Source organism: Plantibacter sp. VKM Ac-2876, assembly GCF_015350715.1.
GTDB classification, from domain to species: Bacteria; Actinomycetota; Actinomycetes; order Actinomycetales; family Microbacteriaceae; genus Plantibacter; species Plantibacter auratus.
Genome location: NZ_JADKSI010000002.1, coordinates 116,670 through 135,530 on the forward strand (window position 1 = coordinate 116,670; position 18,861 = coordinate 135,530).

The 18,861-nt window shown below is 68.7% G+C and carries 17 protein-coding genes; 16 read left to right on the top strand and 1 reads right to left on the bottom strand.

The genetic code is table 11. The annotated features are described in order from the left end of the window. Nucleotides 1-25: 25 nt before the first annotated feature. Complete coding sequence (locus ITJ62_RS06950) at nucleotides 26-367, top strand: Rv2175c family DNA-binding protein (protein ID WP_086473210.1); 342 nt, start codon at nucleotides 26-28, stop codon at nucleotides 365-367. A gap of 25 nt (nucleotides 368-392) precedes the next feature. Here ITJ62_RS06950 and ITJ62_RS06955 read toward each other — a convergent pair whose 3' ends face one another. After that, on the bottom strand, nucleotides 393-1,493 hold the full coding sequence (locus tag ITJ62_RS06955; RefSeq protein WP_194600490.1) for a polyprenyl synthetase family protein: 1,101 nt from the start codon (nucleotides 1,491-1,493) through the stop codon (nucleotides 393-395). A gap of 75 nt (nucleotides 1,494-1,568) precedes the next feature. On the opposite strand from ITJ62_RS06955, the gene ITJ62_RS06960 reads away from it, so the two are divergent. The 15 genes from ITJ62_RS06960 to ITJ62_RS07030 all read left to right on the top strand — a co-directional run bounded on the left by ITJ62_RS06960 (nucleotide 1,569) and on the right by ITJ62_RS07030 (nucleotide 18,847). Next, the gene (locus ITJ62_RS06960) at nucleotides 1,569-1,943 is read left to right on the top strand and encodes a DUF3040 domain-containing protein (protein ID WP_079002572.1); all 375 of its coding nucleotides are present in this window, start codon (nucleotides 1,569-1,571) and stop codon (nucleotides 1,941-1,943) included. Between the two features lie 314 nt (nucleotides 1,944-2,257). After that, entirely contained in the window at nucleotides 2,258-2,689 is a 432-nt protein-coding gene (gene mraZ / locus ITJ62_RS06965) for a division/cell wall cluster transcriptional repressor MraZ (protein ID WP_064297003.1), read from the top strand. Between the two features lie 139 nt (nucleotides 2,690-2,828). Continuing rightward, entirely contained in the window at nucleotides 2,829-3,782 is a 954-nt protein-coding gene (rsmH, locus tag ITJ62_RS06970) for a 16S rRNA (cytosine(1402)-N(4))-methyltransferase RsmH (protein WP_194600492.1), read from the top strand. Then, a complete protein-coding gene (locus ITJ62_RS06975) occupies nucleotides 3,779-4,372 on the top strand; it encodes a hypothetical protein (RefSeq protein ID WP_064297001.1) in 594 nt (197 codons plus the stop codon). Before rsmH ends, ITJ62_RS06975 begins: the two co-directional genes overlap by 4 nt. Before the next feature lie 73 nt (nucleotides 4,373-4,445). Next, entirely contained in the window at nucleotides 4,446-6,218 is a 1,773-nt protein-coding gene (locus tag ITJ62_RS06980; protein ID WP_138947136.1) for a penicillin-binding protein 2, read from the top strand. A 26-nt stretch (nucleotides 6,219-6,244) separates the two neighbouring features. Beyond that, nucleotides 6,245-7,789 (top strand): Mur ligase family protein, encoded by a 1,545-nt coding sequence (locus tag ITJ62_RS06985; protein ID WP_370581858.1) that lies wholly within the window; start codon nucleotides 6,245-6,247, stop codon nucleotides 7,787-7,789. Beyond that, nucleotides 7,789-9,195 (top strand): UDP-N-acetylmuramoyl-tripeptide--D-alanyl-D-alanine ligase, encoded by a 1,407-nt coding sequence (gene murF / locus ITJ62_RS06990; RefSeq protein ID WP_194600496.1) that lies wholly within the window; start codon nucleotides 7,789-7,791, stop codon nucleotides 9,193-9,195. Before ITJ62_RS06985 ends, murF begins: the two co-directional genes overlap by 1 nt. Next, nucleotides 9,192-10,289, top strand: coding sequence for a phospho-N-acetylmuramoyl-pentapeptide-transferase (mraY, locus tag ITJ62_RS06995; RefSeq protein WP_194600498.1), 1,098 nt, complete (start codon nucleotides 9,192-9,194; stop codon nucleotides 10,287-10,289). Before murF ends, mraY begins: the two co-directional genes overlap by 4 nt. Beyond that, complete coding sequence (gene murD, locus ITJ62_RS07000; protein WP_194600499.1) at nucleotides 10,286-11,797, top strand: UDP-N-acetylmuramoyl-L-alanine--D-glutamate ligase; 1,512 nt, start codon at nucleotides 10,286-10,288, stop codon at nucleotides 11,795-11,797. Before mraY ends, murD begins: the two co-directional genes overlap by 4 nt. A gap of 88 nt (nucleotides 11,798-11,885) precedes the next feature. Further along, nucleotides 11,886-13,079 carry a putative lipid II flippase FtsW gene (ftsW, locus tag ITJ62_RS07005; protein WP_228498104.1) on the top strand — a complete coding sequence of 398 codons (1,194 nt, stop codon included), beginning with the start codon at nucleotides 11,886-11,888 and terminating at the stop codon, nucleotides 13,077-13,079. After that, nucleotides 13,076-14,173: a glycosyltransferase gene (locus ITJ62_RS07010; protein WP_194600503.1), complete on the top strand. Its 1,098-nt coding sequence runs from the start codon at nucleotides 13,076-13,078 to the stop codon at nucleotides 14,171-14,173. The genes ftsW and ITJ62_RS07010 overlap by 4 nt, the downstream gene beginning before the upstream one ends. Nucleotides 14,174-14,200: 27 nt before the next feature. Further along, on the top strand, nucleotides 14,201-15,613 hold the full coding sequence (murC, locus tag ITJ62_RS07015) for a UDP-N-acetylmuramate--L-alanine ligase (RefSeq protein WP_137241622.1): 1,413 nt from the start codon (nucleotides 14,201-14,203) through the stop codon (nucleotides 15,611-15,613). A 10-nt stretch (nucleotides 15,614-15,623) separates the two neighbouring features. Next, nucleotides 15,624-16,718, top strand: coding sequence for an FtsQ-type POTRA domain-containing protein (locus ITJ62_RS19300; RefSeq protein ID WP_194600505.1), 1,095 nt, complete (start codon nucleotides 15,624-15,626; stop codon nucleotides 16,716-16,718). A 159-nt stretch (nucleotides 16,719-16,877) separates the two neighbouring features. Further along, nucleotides 16,878-18,134, top strand: a complete 1,257-nt coding sequence (ftsZ, locus tag ITJ62_RS07025; RefSeq protein ID WP_194600507.1) for a cell division protein FtsZ — start codon at nucleotides 16,878-16,880, stop codon at nucleotides 18,132-18,134. Further along, nucleotides 18,134-18,847: a YggS family pyridoxal phosphate-dependent enzyme gene (locus ITJ62_RS07030; protein ID WP_370581859.1), complete on the top strand. Its 714-nt coding sequence runs from the start codon at nucleotides 18,134-18,136 to the stop codon at nucleotides 18,845-18,847. Before ftsZ ends, ITJ62_RS07030 begins: the two co-directional genes overlap by 1 nt. Nucleotides 18,848-18,861 lie beyond the last annotated feature (14 nt).

Below are 18,861 nucleotides of genomic sequence, written 5' to 3' on the forward strand. Positions count from 1 at the left end.
GCGCGGTCGTGGCAGACTGCTGTGCGTGACTGAGCAGAATTCCGAACTCGTGTGGTTCACCCTTCCCGATCTGGCGACCGAACTCGGGCTGCCGATCCGCCGCATCCGTCAGTACCTCGAGGAGCGCGACCTCCTCGCCGTCCGACGTGACGGCGTGCTGCAGGTGCCGTCGTCGTTCATCGCGGACGGCGGGCCGGTGCACAACCTGCGCGGCACGCTCACGCTGCTGTCCGACAACGGCTTCGACGATGAGGCCGCAATGGTCTGGATGCTCGAGGACGACGACGCGATCGGGACCTCGCCGATCGAAGCCCTCCGCGAGGGACGTCGGTCCGAGGTTCGCCGGGTGGCTCAGGCGCTGGCCTGATCCCACGCCGTCCGAGCCGGACCGCTCAGGTCTCGCGGCGTGCGACCGCGACCGCGAGGCCGCGCAGGTGGGCCCGGGCGTCGTCGTTGATCGGAGCCTCGCCCAATGCGGAGAGCGCCCGTGCGACGTGGTCCTGGATGAGCTTCTCCACCTGGTCGACGGCCCCGCTGTCGCGGATGGTCGCCTGGAGCAGACCGATCTGGTCGTCGTCGAGTTCGGGATCTCCGAGCAGTTCGTCGAGGATGGCGCGCGCGCCCGGCTGAAGGGCCTCCCTCGTGAGCGCGATGAGGATGGTTCGCTTCCCCTCGCGGAGGTCGTCGCCACTCGGCTTGCCGGTCATGGCGGGATCGCCGTAGACGCCGAGGAGGTCGTCGCGCAGCTGGAAGGCGATGCCGAGGGGGAGGCCGTACCCGCGGAGCGACGCGAGCTGCTGCTCGTTCCCGCCGCCGAGGAGCGCCCCGAGCGCGAGCGGGGACTCGATGCTGTACTTGGCCGATTTGAAGATCAGGACGCGCTCGGCCCGGCGGCGCTGTTCGTCGTCGGCGGCGTCGCGCCAGGCGCGCTCCTCGAGGATGTCGAGGTACTGGCCGGCCGTGACCTCGGTCCGCATCCGGTTGAACTCGGCCCGCGCTGCGCGAGCGGCGGCGCGGTCGTCCAGCTGATCGAGTCCGTCGTCGAGGAGTTCGTCGCTCCAGCCGAGGAGCAGGTCCCCGAGGAGCGTGGCGGCTCCGGTGCCGAAGGTGGTCGGGTCGCCGTCCCATCGGCTGCGACGGTGCAACTCCGCGAAGGAGACGTGAGCCGACGGTGCACCCCGGCGGGTGTCGGAGTTGTCGATGATGTCGTCGTGGACGAGCGCTGCGGCGTGGAACAGCTCGAGTGCTCCGCAGGTCGCGATGACGGTCTCGAGGCCGCCCTGACCACTGGCGTGCCTCCCGGTGGAGACGGCCTGCCAGCCCCGGAAACAGAACTGTGCTCGGAACCGCTTCCCACCGCTGAGAAATTCCCGGGAGAAGTCGAGGAACGGGGAGAGCTCCGGGCCGATCTGCGCGACAATGGAGCTTCGCGAGGAGAGAAAGTCGGAGAGCCCGCGGCCCACCAGGGTGGCGAGTTCATTGCTTTCGATCACGCACCTAGCCTAGTCATGCTTCGGTGGCTAGACTCGATCAACAACGTCGCGTCGTGTGACCTTGAGGGGAATCAGATGCCACTTTCAGAGCAGGAGCAACGGCTCCTCGATGAGATGGAACGCCACCTCTACCGCAGCGATGCCGATTTCGTCTCCAAGGTCAGCGCTGGCGCGGGCAAACCGAGTTACCGCGGAATCGCGCTCGGCTCCCTCATCGCGGTGGTCGGGGCGATCGGCCTCGTGCTGGGAGTCGTGATCCAGCAGCCCATCGTCGGTCTGCTCGGGTTCGCGATCATGCTCACGGGCGTGCTCGTGGCGACCAAGCCGACCCGAGCTCCACTCGAACAGCCGCGTCCTCGTCAAGCTGCTCCGGCCGGCCAGAAGTCCTCGCGTCTGATGGACCGCTTCAACGACCGCTGGGACAAGCGTCAGTCGGGCGACGAGCAGTAACGATGCCAGGTCTCCCGGTCGCTCCGCGGCCGGCCACTTGACTCCACCTCCCTCCCTCGCGGCGCCGCCGCACCACGACTCCAAACGGGGCCGATCTTCGGATCGGCCCCGTTTCGTCGTTTCAGGTCCTCCCTGATCGTCCCGGGTATGGCAAAACTCCTCCATTTCCCTCCACCCCGCAGAGTCTTGACTTTGCGGGGTTTTTTCATGGGCAAATGGTCCAAAGTGGGAGAATGTGCTGCACGGGTGGTGCAAAGTGGAGTAAAGTGGAGCCCAACCAAGATGTTGGCCAGAACGATTGGGGGCGGGGGCGTATGTTCCTCGGTAGTCACGCCCCCAAACTCGACGAAAAAGGCCGCATCATCCTGCCGGCGAAGTTCCGCGATGAGCTCTCCGGCGGGGTCGTCATGACTCGAGGCCAGGAGCACTGCATCTACGTCTTCAGCACGCGGGAGTTCGAGGCGCTCCACGAGAAGATCCGCCAGGCTCCGGTCACCAGCAAGCAGGCCCGCGACTACCTGCGCGTGTTCCTCTCTGGAGCGAGCGCCGAGACCCCCGACAAGCAGCACCGCGTGACCATTCCGTCCAACCTCCGCCAGTACGCCGGGCTCAGCCGCGACCTCGTGGTCATCGGCGCCGGCAGCCGCGCGGAGATCTGGGACGCCGAGGCATGGGAGTCCTACCTCGCCGAACAGGAGAGCGTCTTCTCCGAGACCGCCGAGGAGGTGATCCCCGGACTCTTCTAGTGCCCTGCCCCCTGACTCCCAGCCGTCCCGCCCTGACACACTTCCCCGGTGCCAGGTCGGAGCCCGCCCTGACACACTTCCCCGGTGCCAGGTCGGAACGGATGGGGATCAGGGGTCAGGGACCGTCCGGATTACGCATATGGCCATCAACGACATCCACACCCCGGTCCTCCTCGAGCGATGCATCGAGTTGCTCGCCCCCGCCGTGTCCCACGAGGGCGCGGTCCTCATCGACGCCACGCTCGGCATGGCGGGCCACGCCGAAGCCATACTCGAGCGGTTCCCGCAGTTGACCCTCATCGGGCTCGACCGCGACCTCGAAGCACTCGACATCGCTCAGGAGCGGCTCGAGCGCTTCGGGTCGCGAGCCCGGTTCGTCAAAGCCGTCTACGACGACATCGACGAGGCGGCCGAGGAGCTCGGGTTCCCACAGGTGGACGGGATCCTGTTCGACCTCGGTGTCTCCTCGCTGCAACTCGATCGGACCGAACGCGGCTTCTCGTACTCGCAGGACGCGCCCCTCGACATGCGGATGGACGCCTCGAGCGAGCTGACGGCGGAGACGATCCTCGCCACCTACGACGAGGTCGCGCTTCGGAAGATCTTCTGGGAGTACGGCGACGAGAAGTTGGCGCAGCGCTATGCACGCCGCATCGTCGAGGAACGCCAGCAGCGACCGCTGACGAGTTCCGGTCAGCTCGTCGAGCTCATCGATCGGGCCACTCCGGCGGCCGCACGACGCACCGGCCACCCGGCCAAGCGGGTCTTCCAGGCGCTGCGCATCGAGGTCAACGCGGAGCTGTCGGTCCTCGAGTCCGCCGTGCCCCGCGCGCTCGACCTGCTTCGGGTCGGAGGCCGGATCGTGTTCCTGTCCTACCAGTCGCTCGAGGACCGGATCGTCAAGCGCGAGCTTCAGGCGCGAGCGAAGTCGACCACGCCGGCGGGGCTGCCCGTCGAGCTCCCGGAGCACAGCGCGGAGCTGAAGCTCCTCGTCAAGGGCGCCGAACTCGCCACCGAGGCCGAGATCGACGAGAACCCCAGAGCGAAACCCGTGCGACTCCGCGCGGCCGAACGGCTGAGGAGGCCAGCATGAGCGGAGCGACCGCAGCACTCGATCTCGCACCCGAACGGCTCGGACGCGCTCGGCCACAGCCGACCCGGACGGCTCCCGAACGGCAGCACATCCGTGCGGTCACGACCGGGGCGCGCTCGAAGCTCCGACCACGGCCGATGTACGCGGTCATCGTCGTCGGTGCGGTCGTCGCCATCGTCGTCGGCCAGCTGCTGCTCAGCGTCGGGTTGAGCCAGGGTGCTTACCAGATCCAGCAGCTCGAGGGGAAGCAGGTCGAACTCGGCCGCACCTCGGCCGCGCTGGCCGAGGACCTCGACCGCCTGGCCTCCCCGCAGTACCTCGCCGTGAACGCGCAGGCGCTCGGCATGGTGGGCAACTCGCTCCCGACCTACCTCCGGCTCTCCGACGGTGCCGTGCTGGGGACGCCCACGCCGGCGTCGGCGAGCACGAGTCCGATCTTCAACGCCGCCCTCGTGCCGAACGCGCAGGCCGCGACGCTCCCGCTCGTCGGCGGACAGAACGCCGCCGCCGCAGACGGCGCGTCGAGCCAGGAAGCGGTCACCCCGCCCGTACCGTTGCAGGACGGGCTGCCGTCGCCGACCACACGATGACCGGACGGCTCACGGTGGAGGACGACGCCCTGCTCGGAGGTGCGACGTCGGGAGAGGACGCGGTGCGGGCATCATGGTGAGACACACGAAGACCACGCGCCGACGCCTCGCGTTCACCATCGTCGCGGTCTCCATCGTGATGACGCTCTTCGTCCTCCGCCTGGTCGACATCCAGGTGGTCCGCGCGAGTGCCTTGAGCGCCGAATCACTCGAGAAGACCGAGACGGGCGACACGATCCTCGCCACCCGCGGCAACATCCTCGCCTCCGACGGTTCGGTGCTCGCCGAAGCGGTCATGCGGTACAGCATGGCGGCATCTCCGAAGGACGCCGGTCCGTTCGAACGCGAGGTCGACGGCGCCGAGCAGACGATCACCCTCGAGCAGGCGACGAACGAGATCGGCGCGATCATCGGGAAGCCCGGTCCGGAGGTCCTCGCGCTCATCACGGACGCCCTCGCCGCGGACAAGGACTCGCTCTACGCCCTCATCGCGAAGAAACTCACCCTCGACCAGCTCCGAGCGCTCAAGGCGCTGGAGATCCCGTGGACGACCTTCAAGGAAGAGCCCTACCGGGTGTACCCGAACGGTGCTGTCGCCGGCAACATCGTCGGCTTCGTGGGCGAGGAGGGCGAGGCCCAGGCGGGCGTCGAACTCATGGAGAACTCCTGCCTCGCCGGCAAGGACGGTCGCACGACGTACGAGAAGGGCAGCGGCGGTCTCCCGCTCCCCGGCACCACGGTGACGAAGCCGGCGAAGGACGGTGGCGACGTCGTGCTCACGCTCGACAAGGACATCCAGTGGTTCTCGCAGCAGTCGCTCGCCGCGCAGGCCGAAGCGGTCGGTGCGAGCTGGGGCGTCGTCACGGTGATGGAGGTCAAGACCGGCAAGCTCCTCGCCGTCGCCGAGTACCCGGCCGTCGACCCCGGCAACGTCAGCGCGACGCCGTCCGAAGACCGAGGCTCACGGGCCTTCGCCGCGCCGTTCGAACCGGGATCGACGTACAAGTCGCTCACCGCCGCGGCGCTCATCGACCAGGGTGTCGCGAACCCGAACTCCCAGGTGGTCGCTCCGTTCCGGTACAAGCCTTCGAACGGTGCCGACATCAACGACAGCGAGTTCCACGCGGATCTGAACCTCACCCTGTCGGGTGTCATGGTCGAATCGTCCAACACGGGGATCTCGCAGTTCGGCGAGAAGATGAGTGCGGACACCCGCTACGCCTACTTCCAGAAGTTCGGTCAGCTGCAGAAGACCGAGGTCGGGTTCCCGAGCGAGTCCGGTGGCCTCATGGCGGACCCTGCGGACTGGGACAGCCAGACGGACTACGCGACCATGTTCGGTCAGGGCTTCTCGACGACCGCGATCCAGGGCGCCAGCCTGTACCAGACGATCGCGAACGGCGGTGTCCGCATGCCCGTCCAGTTGGTCGAGGGGTGCCGGAACGCCGACGGAACCATGACCGACGTCCCCGACGCGACCGGAACCCAGGTCGTCTCCGCCGACGCGGCGAAGCAGGTCAGCGACATGCTCGAGATGGTCGACCAGGAGAGCTGGGTCGCCAAGAATGTCGACGTCCCCGGCTACCGGGTGGCCATGAAGACCGGTACCGCACAGCAGCCCGACGGCGACGGCGGTTACAGCTCGAGCTACCTCGTCTCGATGGCCGGTTTCGCTCCTGCAGAGGCGCCGCAGTTCGTCGTTTCGGTGAACTTGGCCGACCCGGTTAAGATGAATTCATCGGCTGCAGTCGCTCCCATCTTCCGGGATGTGACCACCCAGGTGCTGAAGAGCAGGGGAGTGCAGCCGTCCACGGAGCCGGCACCGAACCTGCCGCTCAGTTTTTGAACGACCTCATGAAGGATGGGCTCAGCGTGAACAATCAGGGCCCGATCAGCCTCAGGCCGGAACATCCGCAACGGCGGGCGCTCTCGCAGCTGGTGACCGAATTCGACCTCGACCTGCACGGCTCGGCCGACGGCGTGGAGATCAGCGGTGTCAGCCTGAGCTCCGGTGCCGTCGAGCCCGGTGACCTCTACATCGGCATGCCGGGTGTCCGCGCCCACGGTGCCGCATACGCCGAGCAGGCGAAGGAACGCGGCGCGGTCGCCGTGCTCACCGACGACGCCGGACGAGACCTGGCCGCAGCGGCCGGCTTGCCGATCATCGTCGTGCCCGAGCCGCGTGCCGCCCTCGGGCACCTCGCAGCCTGGGTGTACCGCACCGCCGAGGAGCCGCCGACGCTGTTCGGGGTGACCGGCACCAACGGCAAGACGAGCGTGGTCTACCTCCTGAGCGGCATGCTCGCGCAACTCGGGATCGTCTCCGGGCTGAGCTCCACTGCGGAGCGGCGCATCGGCGACCTCGCGGTGACGAGCTCCCTCACCACGCCGGAGGCCAGTGAGCTGCACGCGCTACTCGCACGCATGCGCGAGTCCGAAGTGCGCGCGGTCGCCATCGAGGTCTCCGCCCAGGCGCTGACCAGGCACCGCGTCGACGGCATCGTCTTCGACGTCGTCGGCTTCACCAACCTCAGTCACGACCACTTCGACGACTACGGCGACTTCGACGAGTACTTCGCGGCCAAGCGGGAGCTGTTCGAACCCGATCGCGCACGACGTGGTGTCGTCACGATCGATTCCGAGTGGGGCGGCCGACTCGTCGAGCAGAGCCGGATCCCGGTGACGACCCTGACGACCCGCCCAGAGGTCGACGCCGACTGGCGCATGACGATCCTCGAGGAGACCGCCGGCTCCACGACGTTCCGACTCGACGGCCCCGGCGACCGGGTGCTCGTGACGAGCGTGCCCCTGCTCGGCTGGTTCATGGCGGCGAACGCCGCGCTCGCGATCGTGATGCTCGTCGAGTCCGGCGTGGAGTTCGACATGATCGCCCAGGCCCTCGAACGGGACGGTGGGATCGACGCCTACATCCCCGGGCGGGCCGAGCGGATCAGTGGCGACCGCGGCCCGGTCGTGTACATCGACTACGGGCACAGTCCCGACGCGTTCCTCAACACCCTCGCAGCCATCCGCGCCGTCACGCCGGGCCGCGTGATCATGGTGTTCGGCGCCGACGGAGACCGCGACACGACGAAGCGTCGCGACATGGGTGCGATCGCCGCACGGGGCGCCGACGTCGTGGTGGTCACCGACTTCCACCCACGGAGCGAGGACCCGGCGTCGATCCGACGCGTGCTCCTCGAGGCCGCCCGCGAAGCCGCGCCGGACGGCGAGCTGCACGAGGTCGCCGATCCGGCGACCGCCTTCCGCACGGCGCTGGCGCTGGCCGGTCAGGGCGACACCATCCTGTACGCCGGACCCGGGCATGAGGACTACCACGAGGTCGCCGGTGTGAAGCTCCCGTACTCGGCGCGCGACGACTCGCGTGAGGCGCTGCGAGAGGCAGGGTGGCTCTGATGATCGACCTGACCCTCACCGAGATCGCTGCTGCGACCGACGGTCGACTGATCCCCGGTTCGGCGGACCCCGGCGTCGTCGTGTCCGGCGTCGCCGACACCGACTCCCGACTCATCACGCCCGGCGACATCTTCGTCGCGAAGCCCGGCGAGGAGACCGACGGACACCTGTTCGCGGATGCGGCGGTCGCGAACGGCGCCGCCCTGCTCATCGTCGAACGGGAACTGGCCGTCGCCGTGCCGCAGATCGTCGTCGAGCACTCCGTGACCGCGCTCGGCGCCCTCGCCACCGAGGTCATCTCGAGGGTGCGCGCGCTCGGACGACTCCGGATCGTCGGCATCACCGGATCCAACGGCAAGACCACGACCAAGAACCTCCTCGCCGCGGTCCTCGAGCGGGTCGGCGAGACGGTCAGCCCGAAGGCCTCCTTCAACAACGAGGTCGGTGCACCGATCACCATGCTGCGCGTGACGAACGACACACGGTTCCTCGTCGCGGAGATGGGTGCCAGCGGCATCGGCGAGATCGCCCGACTCATCCGCATGGCGAAGCCCGACATCGGGGTCGTCCTGAAGGTCGGACTCGCGCACGCGGGGGAGTTCGGCGGGATCGAAGCGACCGTCACGGCGAAGACCGAGATGGTGTCCGAGCTGCTCCCGGAGGACGTCGCCGTCCTCAACCTCGACGATCCACGGGTGGCGGGCATGGCCGACGCCACCCGGGCACGCGTGCTCTGGTTCGGCCTCGACGATCGCGCCGCCGTTCGCGCGACCGACATCGTCGCGACGGCGTCCGGAACCGCGTTCACGCTGCACCTGCCCGACGGCTCCTCTGCGCCCGTCCGGTTCAAGGTGCTCGGTGAGCACCACGTCATGAACGCCCTCGCCGCGGCCGCAGCCGCCCACGAACTCGGTGTGGAGATCGACCTCATCGTCGACGCCCTCGCGAGCGTGAGCCGGGCGGAGCGCTGGCGGATGGAGCCCCTCGGCGGACGCGACGACGTGTCCATCATCAACGACGCCTACAACGCGAGCCCCGACTCGATGTCGGCCGCGATCCGGACCCTCGCCCAGATCGGTGCTGAACGCGGCCGGACCATCGCGGTCCTCGGCGCCATGAGCGAACTGGGCGACTGGGCGGGCGAGGAACACGACCGGATCGGGCTCCAGGTCGTCCGGCTCGGCATCGGCCGCCTCGTCGTGGTCGGCCCCGAGGCCCGCCGCATGCACATCACCGCGATCAACGAAGGGTCGTGGGACGGGGAGTCGGTGTACTTCGCGACCGCGGACGAGGCGTTCGCGTACTTGAGCGCGGAGATCGCCCCGGGCGACACCGTGCTCGTCAAATCGTCCAACGCGGCCGGACTCCGGTTGCTGGGCGATCGACTGGGGGAGTTGTACGCATGAGAGTCCTGTTGGCCGCGGGAGCGATCTCGCTGGCGTTCTCCCTCTTCCTGACCCCGCTCTTCATCAGGGCGTTCCGCAAGCTGGCCTGGGGCCAGTTCATCCGTGACGACGGACCACAGAGCCACCACACGAAGCGCGGGACCGCGACGATGGGTGGCGTCATCATCATCGTCGGCACCCTCGTCGGCTTCTTCGCGAGCTATCTGGTCTTCCAGGAACAGGTCGGCGTCTCGGCGCTCCTGGTCCTCTTGATGATGGTCGGTCTCGGCATCGTCGGGTTCATCGACGACTTCCTGAAGGTGCGGAAGAAGCAGAGCCTCGGCCTCGGCGGGTGGGCGAAGGTCGCCGGACAGCTCATCGTCGCGACGGTCTTCGCCGTCCTCGCGATCAACTTCCCGAACACCGAGGGGTTCACCCCGGCGTCGACCAACATCTCGATCATCCGCGACATCCCGATCAACTTCATGGCGATCGGCATCCCGGTGATCGGCATCCTGCTCTACATCCTCTGGACCTCGGTGATCGTGGCTGCGACGTCGAACGGCGTGAACGTCACCGACGGGCTCGACGGGCTGGCCACCGGCGCCTCGATCCTCGCGATCGGCTCGTACATCATCATCGGGTTCTGGCAGTTCAACCAGTCGTGCTTCAGCTCCTCGCTCGCCTCCGACGTGGCCTACAAGTGCTACGACGTCAGGGATCCACTCGACCTCGCCGTTGTCGCCGCGGCGATCGTGGGTGCGCTCATCGGATTCCTCTGGTGGAACACCTCGCCGGCACAGATCTTCATGGGTGACAGCGGTTCGTTGGCGCTCGGTGGAGCGCTCGCGGCTCTGGCCATCCTCAGCAAGACCGAGCTCCTCCTGGTGCTCGTCGGTGGGCTGTTCGTGATCGAGGCCGGTTCGGTGATCGTGCAGCGCGCCTACTTCAAGGTGACCCACGGCAAGCGCATCTTCCTCATGAGCCCCATCCACCACCACTTCGAACTCAAGGGTTGGGCCGAGGTCACCGTCGTCGTCCGATTCTGGATCATCGGTGGTCTGCTCGTCGCCGCGGGTGTGGGTTCCTTCTACCTCGAGTGGTTGAGCCGTTGAGCGCCGAGCGCCTCGACGGACTCCGGAGCTGGCACGCCGACTGGCGGGGACTCCGGGTCGCCGTCCTGGGGCTCGGGATGACCGGGTTCTCCGTCGCCGACACGCTCACCGAGCTCGGCTCGGAGGTACTGGTCCTGGCAGGCGAGGCCGCGGACGAACGCGCCGAACTCGTCGGCGTCATCGGTGCGCGGCTCATCCAGCGGGACCTGTCGACCGTTCCGTCCGAGCTCGTCGAGTTCGCTCCGGAACTCGTCGTCGTCTCACCCGGATTCCACCCCGACCACCCCGTCGTCGCCTGGGCGCAGGCGACAGGCGTCGCCGTCTGGGGCGATATCGAGCTCGCCTGGCGGGTCCGCGACAAGGTCGGCACCCCGGCCGAGTGGATCTGCGTCACCGGCACGAACGGCAAGACCACGACCGTTCAGCTGACGGCGTCGATGCTCGTCGAGGCGGGCTTCCGGGCGGCGCCCTGCGGCAACATCGGTGTCCCGGTCCTCGACGCCGTCCGTGATCCGCAGGGCTTCGACTTCTTCGTCGTCGAGCTCTCGAGTTACCAGTTGCACACCCTCGGCCTGCAGGGCGGTCGGAGCATCGTCTCACCGCTCGCCAGCGTCTGCCTGAACCTCGCCGACGACCACCTCGACTGGCACGGCTCCGCCGAGGCGTACCGGGCGGCGAAGGCCGTGGTGTACGAGAACACGAAGGTCGCGTGCGTCTACAACCGCGCTGACGCGGCGACGATGTCGATGGTCGAGGAGGCCGAGGTCGTCGATGGCGCCCGCGCCGTCGGGTTCGGCCTCGACGTCCCCGGACCGAGTGACTTCGGCGTCGTGGACGGCATCCTGGTCGACCGCGCGTTCCTCGACGACCGTCGGACGAGCGCCCTCGAGATCACGACGGTCGAAGCGCTCGCCCAGCGCGGGCTCGCCGCCCCGCACATCGTCGCCAACATCCTGGCGGCAGCGGCACTCGCCCGGGCCGCCGGCATCACGGTCGAGGCCGTGCGCGACACCCTGCTGTCGTTCGGTCTGGACGCGCACCGGATCCAGCTCATCGCGCGGAGACTCGAGGTGGACTGGATCGACGACTCGAAGGCCACGAACCCGCACGCCGCCGACGCATCGCTCGCCGCCTACCGCTCGGTGGTGTGGATCGTCGGAGGCCTGTTGAAGGGCGTCTCGATCGATCATCTGGTGGAGCGGCACGCCGACCACCTGCGCGCGGCCGTCGTGATCGGCGCCGACCGCTCGGAGGTCCTCGCGGCATTCGCGCGACACGCGCCGACGCTGACCGTCATCGAGGTCGACGCAGCGGAGACTGAACACGTCATGCCGGAGGCCGTTCGCCGGGCCGCCGAGGTCGCGCAGGCAGGGGACACCGTGCTCCTCGCTCCTGCAGCCGCCTCGATGGACCAGTTCACGGACTACGGACACCGTGGTCGCCTGTTCCAGGCCGCCGTCGAAGCAGAGCTGGGAGGTGAGGCGGATGATCGATCCGCCTCGCGCTGACCCGCGCCGCGTGCGGTCGTCGTCGCCCCGGATGACGACGACCGCCTCAGGTAGTGGGACACCCGACGCGCCGACGTCGCCGAGAGGCATGTCGAGTGCGCGGATCTCGCTGGGCAAGGTGCTGCGTCCGGAGTCGAAGAACTACTTCCTCCTGCTGGGTGTCACCCTCTTCCTCGTCGGGCTCGGGCTCGTCATGGTGCTGTCCTCGTCCTCCGTCGAGTCCTACGAGGCCGGCGACGGATATTTCGGGCTGTTCTGGCGCCAGGCGACGTTCGCGATGATCGGTGTCCCGCTCATGCTCATCGTGAGCCGCTTCCCGGCACGGTTCTGGAAGAAGTGGGCGTGGGTGTTCCTCCTCGTCGCCATGGGCCTGCAACTGCTCGTCTTCACACCGCTCGGCTACGAGATCGGCGGCAACCGCAACTGGATCGAGATCGGCGGCTTCACCGCGCAGCCCTCGGAAGCGGTCAAGCTCGCGCTGGTCGTGTGGCTCGGGCTCGTGCTGACGATCAAGCAGCCGCGCCTCCTCGAGTGGAAGCACGCCCTGATCCCGGTCATCCCCTTCGCCGGTCTCTCCATCGGTCTCGTCCTGCTCGGTGGCGACCTCGGTACCGTCGTGATCATGGCCCTGATCGTGTTCTCGGCGCTGTACTTCGCCGGGGTGCGACTGCGCTACATCGCGATCCCGGTGGTCGCAGGGGCCGTGCTGTTCCTCATCATGGCCGTCACGAGCGCCAACCGCATGCAGCGCATCATGGCGTTCTTCGGCGACGGCAAGGGCGACTACGAGAACGCCGACTGGCAGTCGACCCACGGCACGTGGGCGCTGGCGAACGGCGGCCTCTGGGGCGTCGGTCTCGGCAACTCGCGCGCGAAGTACGGGTGGCTGCCGGCGATCTCGAACGACTTCATCTTCGCGGCGATCGGCGAGGAGCTGGGCCTCATCGGCGCCGTCCTCGTCCTCGGGCTGTTCGTCTTCCTCGCCGTCATGTTCATCCGGGTGATCCGTACCAGCGACGACTCCTTCGTCCGGATCACCACCGGCGCCATCATGGCCTGGATCATCGGCCAGGCACTCGTGAACATCGGCGTCGTTCTCGGAGTCCTCCCGGTGCTCGGCGTGCCGTTACCGCTCCTGTCCTCGGGCGGCACGGCGCTGCTCACCACCCTCGTCGCGATCGGGATCGTCCTGTCGTTCGCCCGGGAGCGGGGGCGCCCCGCGTCCCAGCAGTCCCGTCGGTCACCCGCTCGACGTCCCCAATCCTCCGGAGTCACCCGATGACCACCTACCTCCTCGCCGGCGGCGGCACCGCCGGCCATGTCAATCCGCTGTTGGCGGTGGCCGACGGACTCCGCGCCAGAGACCCCGAAGCGACGATCCTTGTCGTCGGCACGGCGGAGGGCCTCGAGGCTCGACTCGTCCCGGAACGCGGTTACGAGTTGCTCACGATCCCCAAACTGCCCTTCCCCCGCCGTCCGAACATCGACGCACTCCGCTTCCCCGGTCGCCTCCGCCGGGCGGTTGCAGCCGTGGTCGCGATGATCCGGGAGCACCGCGTGGACGTCGTGATCGGTTTCGGTGGCTACGCGGCCGCGCCGGCGTACACGGCGGCCAGGCGCGCCGGTGTCCCGCTGGTCATCCACGAAGCGAACGCGCGTCCAGGCCTCGCGAACCGGCTCGGCGCGAGGTGCACGCCCTACGTCGGTGTCGCCTTCCACCACACGCCCATCCGCAACGCACGCTTCGTCGGCATGCCGCTGCGGCGCGAGATCGAGGAGTTGGACCGCGAGGCGCTCCGGCCGGTGGCCCTCGCCGAGTTCGGCCTCGTGGCGGACCGACCGCTGCTGCTCGTCACCGGCGGTTCGCTCGGCGCGAGACGGATCAACGCGACGATGAGCCAGAGTGCCGAAGACGTCGTCGCGGCCGGCTGGCAGGTACTCCACATCACGGGTGCGAAGAGCGAGATCTCGGATCCGGGTGTCGACCACTACCACCTGCTCGAGTACTGCTCCCGGATGGAGCTCGCCATCGCCGCAGCCGACTTCGCGGTGTCGCGTGCTGGTAGCGCCACCGTCAGCGAGCTGTGTGCGGTCGGGCTCCCGGCCGTCTACGTGCCCTACCCGGTCGGCAACGGTGAGCAGCGCTTCAACGCCGCCGACGTCGTGCGGGCCGGGGGAGCGGTTATGGTAGATGACGCGCAGTTCGTGCCGGCCTGGGTGCATGAGCACCTCGTCCCGTTGCTGAGCGATCGGCACCGGGTCGACGACCTGGCCGCCCAATCCAAGAGCGTCGGTGTCTCCGACGGCACGGCTCGCGTCATCGCCCTCATCGATGAGGCGCTCCAACCATCGGTGCAGCGCGTGCGCGGCCGGTGATCCAGTCTTCCCAGAAAGCGTGACACCGTGATCAAGCCAGACCCCACCGTCGAGATCCCCGCCGACCTCGGCGTCGTGCACTTCGTCGGCATCGGCGGCAGCGGGATGAGCGGCATCGCGCGGTTGTTCGTGAGCGCCGGATCACGCGTGACCGGCTCGGACGTGCGCGAGTCGAAGAACATCGACGCCCTGCGCGAGCTCGGCGTCCCCGTCGCCATCGGCCACGATGCACAGAACGTCGGCGACGCGGACACCCTCGTCGTGACCGGGGCGCTGTGGGCGGACAACCCCGAGTACCTGCTCGCGAAGGAACGGGGTCTGACGATCCTGCACCGGTCGCAGGCGCTCGCGTGGCTGACCTCCGGGACGCGACTCATCTCCGTCGCGGGGGCCCACGGGAAGACGACGTCGACCGGCATGATCATCACGGCGCTCCTGGAGCTCGGTGCCGATCCCAGCTTCGTCAACGGTGGCGTGATCGAGTCCCTCGGGCTGAGCTCTGCCCGCGGCGCCGGAGAACTGTTCGTCGTCGAGGCGGACGAGTCCGACGGTTCGTTCCTGCTCTACGACACGGCCGTCGCGCTCATCACGAACATCGACCCCGACCACTTGGACCACTACGGCTCGCTCGAAGCGTTCGAGCAGGCGTTCGTGACCTTCGCCCAGCAGGCTCGCGAGCTCGTCGTCATCTCCTCGGACGACGCCGGCGCGGTCCGGATCACCCCGGCGCTCCGCGCGGCCGCCGACGGCAAGCGCGTGCTGACCTTCGGAGAGGCCGCCGACGCGGACGTCCGACTGCACGACGTCGGCTCCACCGGCCCGGTCTCGTTCCAGCTCAGCTACGAGGGCACCAGCTACGCGGCGACCCTCCGCGTACCCGGGCGCCACAACGCCATCAACGCGGCCGGCGCCTTCGCGGTCCTCGTCGGTGTCGGGTTCGACCCGGCGGACGCGCTCCGAGGCATCACCGCCTTCGGCGGGACGCAGCGTCGATTCGAACTGCACGGTGTCGTCGACGGTGTGAGCGTCTACGACGACTACGCGCACCACCCCACCGAGGTCGCCGCCGCCCTCGCCGCAGCGCGCACGGTGGTCGGCGACGGACGCATCATCGCGGTCCACCAGCCGCACCTGTACAGCCGGACCCGCCTGTTCGCCCAGGAGTTCGCCGACGCCCTCGAACGGTACGCCGACCACACGGTCGTGCTCGAGGTCTACGGCGCGCGCGAGGACCCCGAGCCCGGTGTGACCGGTGCGACCGTGTCGACCCGGTTCTCCGACGCGGACCGCGTCGCGTACATCGACGACTGGCAGCGCGCCGCGGACTACACGGCGACGGTCGTGCGACCCGGCGACTTCGTCATCACGCTCGGATGTGGCGACGTCTACCGGATCGTGCCGCAGCTCCTCGAGGCCATCGCCGGTCGCGAGTCCGTCTGATGGGCGTCCGGTGAAACGCCCGGACGGCTTCGACCCCGCGGCCGGCCCGCGCCCCGAGCGTCAGACGCGACCGTCGGCGTCCGCGCCGGTCGACCGCGCCGTCGCGCCTGCCGAGCCCGTCGCCGAGCAGGAGACGGACGTCATCGAGCTGGACGCCGCGCGGCTCCGGCCGAAGCGGTCGGGTGCGGGCGCACCTTCCCAGCCGTCGGGCCCGAAGTCGAAGGCGAAGTCGAAGTCGGCCTCATCGACGCCGGCGGCATCGTCGAAGGTCGACGCGAAACCGGCGGCGACGTCCTCCGCCTCGGCGACGGCGACCCTGGAGCGCCCGGACGAACCTGGCGACGAGGCGTTCCTCACCCCGCGTGAGGCCGCCAAGCTGCGACGTCGTCACGAACGCCAGGAGATCCGTCGGTTCACGGCCCGCAAGCGCGGCCGCCACCGTCCTTGGGTGATCGCGGCCGCGATCCTCGGCGTCCTGATCGTCGTCTCGCTCGCCGGAGCCTATTCGCCGCTGCTGGCCGTCCGGTCCATCGAGGTCGTCGGTGCGAGCCGGGTGAACCAGGCCGAGATCACCGAGGCGCTCAGCGACCAGCTGGGTCGCCCACTCGCACTGGTCGACGCGGGAGCCGTCAAGGCGGTGCTCGTCGGATACCCGCTCATCGCGAGTTACTCCCTCGAATCCCAGCCTCCGAGCACACTCGTCGTGCGGATCGTCGAACGCGAGCCGGTGGGTGTGCTGCAGTCCGGATCGGTGTACACCCTGGTCGACGCCGCCGGGGTCACGATCGAGCGCAGCGACCAGCCGATCGCCGGGTATCCGACGCTCATGGTCACCGGCGGCCCGACCTCCAAGGGCTTCGTCGCCGCGGCCGCCGTGATCCGGGCGCTCCCGACGGATCTCCGCGCCCGCGTGGCGTCGGTTTCGGCGTCGACCGCGGACGACGTCACCCTCACGCTCGTGGACTCGCCCGCCGAGGTCGTGTGGGGGAGTGCAGAGGACTCGGTGCTGAAAGCGCGGATCCTCGCGACCACGATGGCGGCCACCGACCCGTCCCAGGTGAACCAGTACGACGTGTCGTCGCCGTCCGCCGCGATCGTCCGCTGAGGAAGCGCACCGGGATATTCCCGTCGATGTGCCGACACGCCCGGAAGCGTCCCGACACGGTCGGGGCTGGGCCCTAACGTCGTGCTCAGGACAGAAAATGCATACGCAGCATAACTTTAAACCTTAACTAGAGGTTGAGAGTTCTCACGGAGGCCTGAAGTGACTACAAACCAGAACTACCTCGCCGTCATCAAGGTCGTCGGTATCGGCGGCGGCGGTGTCAACGCGGTCAACCGCATGATCGAGCTCGGCCTCCGAGGCGTGGAATTCATCGCCATCAACACGGACGCGCAAGCGCTGCTGATGAGCGATGCCGACGTCAAGCTCGACGTCGGCCGCGAGATCACCCGCGGCCTCGGCGCCGGTGCCGACCCTGAGGTCGGACGCCGTGCGGCGGAGGATCACGCTGAGGAGATCGAAGAGGCAATCGCCGGCGCCGACATGGTGTTCGTCACCGCCGGCGAGGGTGGCGGTACCGGAACCGGTGGCGCACCCGTCGTGGCGCGGATCGCGAAGTCGATCGGTGCGCTGACCATCGGTGTCGTCACGAAGCCGTTCGGCTTCGAGGGTCGTCGCCGTCAGGCCCAGGCCGAGCTCGGCGTCGCCCGCCTGAAGGAGGAGGTCGACACGCTCATCGTCGTGCCGAACGACCGCCTGCTGGAGATCAGCGACCGCGGCATCAGCATGCTCGAGGCGTTCGCGACCGCCGACCAGGTGCTCCTCGCCGGTGTCCAGGGGATCACCGACCTCATCACCACCCCAGGCCTCATCAACCTCGACTTCGCCGACGTCAAGTCGGTCATGCAGGGGGCCGGCTCCGCCCTCATGGGTATCGGCTCCTCGCGTGGCGCGGATCGCGCCATCAAGGCGGCTGAACTCGCCGTAGCCTCCCCGCTACTCGAAGCGAGCATCGAGGGTGCCCACGGTGTCCTGCTGTCCATCCAGGGTGGCTCGAACCTCGGCATCTTCGAGATCAACGACGCCGCCAAGCTCGTCCAGGAGGCCGTGCACCCCGAAGCGAACATCATCTTCGGTGCGGTCGTCGACGACACCCTCGGCGACGAGGTGCGCGTAACGGTCATCGCCGCCGGATTCGACGGTGGTGAGCCCCTCACCAGGACGGCGGCCTCGCCGGCCGACGCGGTCATCTCCGGCGGCGTCATGAGTACCTCGGACGAGGCGCCCAGCGCTCCGATCAGCACCTCGGCCAACACGACCTCCGAGTCGTCCGAGCACCGCTCGGCTCCTGCTGCGGCACCGGTCGCCTCGGGTGGCGACTGGGGCTCCAGGCAGAACGCGTCTTCGCCCTTCTCCGGTGCGACGCACCGTCAGCCCGAGGCGGTCGTCGAGACCGCCGTCGTCGACCCCTCGTTCGACGACGAGGGTGAGCTGGACATCCCCGACTTCCTGAAGTAGTGGGCGGCGACACGATCACCCCGGCCGGGTCGGGCTCTTCGGAGCCCGATCCGGCTCTGCTCGATCGCCTCGCCGCGATCCGCGGGCGCGTCGCGGACGCTGCCCGTGCGGCCGGTCGCATCCACGAGCCGACGCTCATCGTCGTGACGAAGTTCCATCCGGTCGCACTCGTGCAGCAGCTCGCGGCCGCGGGGGTCACCGACGTGGGGGAGAACCGCCACCCGGAGGCCCGCGACAAGGCCGAGGCGGTCGCCGGACTCGGGTTGCGGTGGCACTTCATCGGCCAGTTGCAGACGAACAAGGCGAAGCAGGTGCGTCGATACGTCGACGCCGTGCACTCGGTGGACCGACCCGAACTCCTGCGCGCGCTGTCATCACCGGACCGCCTTCTCGAGGTGTTCCTCCAGGTGAACCTGACCGACGACCCGGGTCGCGGCGGTGTGGTCGGCGATGCGGCGCTGGAAGCGCTCGCCACGGAGACGCTCGAGGCCGAGGGTGTCGTCCTGCGAGGCGTCATGGCTGTCGCACCGCTCGACGAGCCGCCGGCCGCCGCGTTCGCGCGGGTCGTCGCGGCGTCCGCTCGGGTGCGATCCCTCGCTCCGCAGGCCGACGGCCTGTCGATCGGGATGAGCCACGACTACGTCGAGGCGATCGAAGCAGGCGCGACACACCTACGCATCGGCACGGCAATCACCGGGAATCGTCCGGTGTGACGTTAATCTCGAAG